The sequence below is a fragment of the Atribacterota bacterium genome (assembly GCA_028703475.1).
Classification (GTDB): domain Bacteria; phylum Atribacterota; class Phoenicimicrobiia; order Phoenicimicrobiales; family Stramentimicrobiaceae; genus JAQVMU01.
The window spans coordinates 1-2,739 of the sequence record JAQVMU010000135.1 but is presented as its reverse complement, the minus strand read 5'-3'; the positions used below and the strand labels follow the sequence as shown (position 1 = coordinate 2,739).

Annotated in this window: 2 protein-coding genes; both read right to left on the bottom strand. The window is 34.9% G+C overall.

Annotated features, from left to right (window positions below; translation table 11 throughout):
• Positions 1–202: 202 nt before the first annotated feature.
• Positions 203–1,144: a hypothetical protein gene (locus PHQ99_08615; protein MDD4289634.1), complete on the bottom strand. Its 942-nt coding sequence runs from the start codon at positions 1,142–1,144 to the stop codon at positions 203–205.
• Positions 1,145–1,486: 342 nt separating this feature from the next.
• Complete coding sequence (locus PHQ99_08610) at positions 1,487–2,473, bottom strand: hypothetical protein (GenBank protein ID MDD4289633.1); 987 nt, start codon at positions 2,471–2,473, stop codon at positions 1,487–1,489.
• Positions 2,474–2,739: the final 266 nt, after the last annotated feature.

Here is a 2,739-nt window from a genome sequence, read left to right as displayed (position 1 = left end):
TCTATTTATATTTATTAAAATAAAAAAGTGTGGATTATTTTTTAATTTTTTATTGGGAATAGAATTGCTTTTTTATAATTTTTCAGTTAAAAAGGGATACCTTGTTACAGGTATCCCTTTTTATTTTTCATTTAATTTATCTTACTAATCTTAGCTATAATTCTAAAATTGTAACAATAAATTATACAACATCAATATTAGTCTATACTTCTTCTTCAACTGGTGCTAAGCAACTAACAACAGAATCAGTATCAACTTTCATAGTATATTCCTGAGTAGCTTTATTTCCCACTTTGTCAGTGATTTCAAATGTAACTGTGTATTCTTTTTTATAATCTGCTCCGTTTAAAGCCACTTCAAGAGGAGTTACCCATGGTAAGCAACCACAATCAGCTGTTCCTTCTATCGGGCAACCGGTACCTTCATAAAGAACACACATATCACAATCATCGCCTACATAGAACTTCCAACTATCTACGCCAGAACAATCATCTTTACATGCATCTGATGGATCACAAATATCTCCGCCTACTGAAGTAAATGTAAAGTAAGCACCCTGAGGTTCACATACTGTCTCACATTCATCACAATCAAAGCATTCAAATTTAAATTCAGGAATTGCAGGTGGTGCACAGTCAACTATAACCGGTAAAACGATACATTCATCAACATCACAGGCACCGGAAATAATGGTTATAACTGTTTCACAGCATGGTAAATCATCACATTCCCCACATGCATCACAAGTGTAATCTTCAGAACATGGATCTGCAACAAACATCGATTTACAATCAAAATCTACAGTTCCGGTCCAGACAGTTCTGTCTTCATTGGGGAATAAGAATTTTGTTGCTGCAGTTGTTGTTGTACAATCTGAGATTTCAGCTTGAACCATACCCTCAACAGGAGCAGGGAAAGTCACGGTAATAGTATTACCAATGAGTTTGCCATCTTTATCTCTATTATCACCTTTTACATAATCTATACCATTGATTTTAACTGAATCTGAAATCTCTACGGTAACACCTTCAACTTCGTCACCATTGCCAGGATCATCTCCACCGTTTACAGGAGGGGTTGTACAGCCTGCAAATACAAAAATTGCTAAAATTGAAATCAGTAAAAGTACTAAAAATTTCTTCATTAAGAATTCTCCTTTCGATTTTTAAGTTTCTTAATTATTTTTCGATTTAACTTATTTATTTTCTTTATTTTATTTTCCATGGATATATTACGAGAAATTAATTAATCTCTCCTCGTTTTTCCGGACTCGCAAGCTTTTTATCTGCAGGTTTCAAATATTTTATACAGATAAATGCACCGCATGTCGACCTCACACGGGTTTTGAGACCAGCTCTTAGCTTTCAGTACTAACTGAAAGCGGTTTTTCGTTAATAGTTTATCGTTTTTAGTTAAAGATTACAAGTTTTTTTGTTAAAATATTTTTTTGTTATTATTTTTATTTCAAAGAACAAAAACATGTCAATTAATTTTCCGGTGGTGAAGAATCACCATCCGGTTTGTCAGGACTATCAGGTTTATCATCAGCAGCTGAAGGTGTTGAAACATTCCCTGACGGAGAAGGAATTATACTGCCGGAACTTGAGCTTTCTCCTGTAGTAATACCGGAGGAACCTGACTGTTCAGTTCCATCTGTTGAGCTGCTGCGGGAAGCCATGTTCATCTTTGATACTACGGCTGCTACAATCATATCCTGAATGTCTTCACATATACCGTCAACACCGCTCCTGCTAAGTACTGCTCTCTCAAATACATCATTGACCTCCTCAGCTGTAAAACCAAGCTCATAGGCATGCAGACTTAAAATCCCCAGTTCTGTACTTACTTCAGTTACTTCCTGCAGGCTTCTCCCCTGTTTGGCACTTCTGTTTAATACTTCAGAAAGTGATTCCCTTGGAACACCATTATTCAAACTTTCAGCCAAGGATTCAACAATTACATCCTCATCATAAGAGAGTGAATCATAATCGGTCTCTTTTAAGGCATAATCAGTAAATATATCCCTGGCTACTTTAAGGTTTTCCAGCTCATTGCTCATCACTTCCACGATTAAACGCTCCTCAACCCTTTTTGACAATCCCTCTTTAAATTTATTCATTAAAGATTTTTCAGGAATGTCACTTTGTTTGGCATCAATCAATATTTCCAATATCTTCTTTATATTATAGGCGTCAAAGTTGTTAGATATACTTGCAGTTAACAGTTTATTCAGCTCTATATTATTAATTCCCAGTTCAAAAATACTCTGAGCAGTAGTAAGTATCATTCTCTGTTGAAACCCGCTATAGTGATTCTGATTTAATTCCTTTTCCAGATTAGCAATGCTCGGAGCATACTGTGTATTCTGACAGAATGCAGGTAAAGAATAGAAAATAATAAATACTATTATTACTAATAAAAAACTGGTGATCTTTATTTGATTTTTTATTCCTTTTGTTTTTTTATTTCTCATTATCTTTACCTTTTGTTTTTGCCCTGAAGGGCAAATATGTTATCAGTTTTCAGTTTAAATGCTCTTAAGTATAATTTTTTGAGATGCTTCGTCGCTTCGTTCATCGCAATGACTGGCAACAAACGATATACGTTATACGTAATACGGTATACGTTTTTTTAGATGCAATTAGCAATCTCAATTACCGCATTTTTATTACCGAATCCATCACGGACATAACGATATGCTTCCGGGTCAGGAACCCATTTTTGTCCGTCCAGGATAAA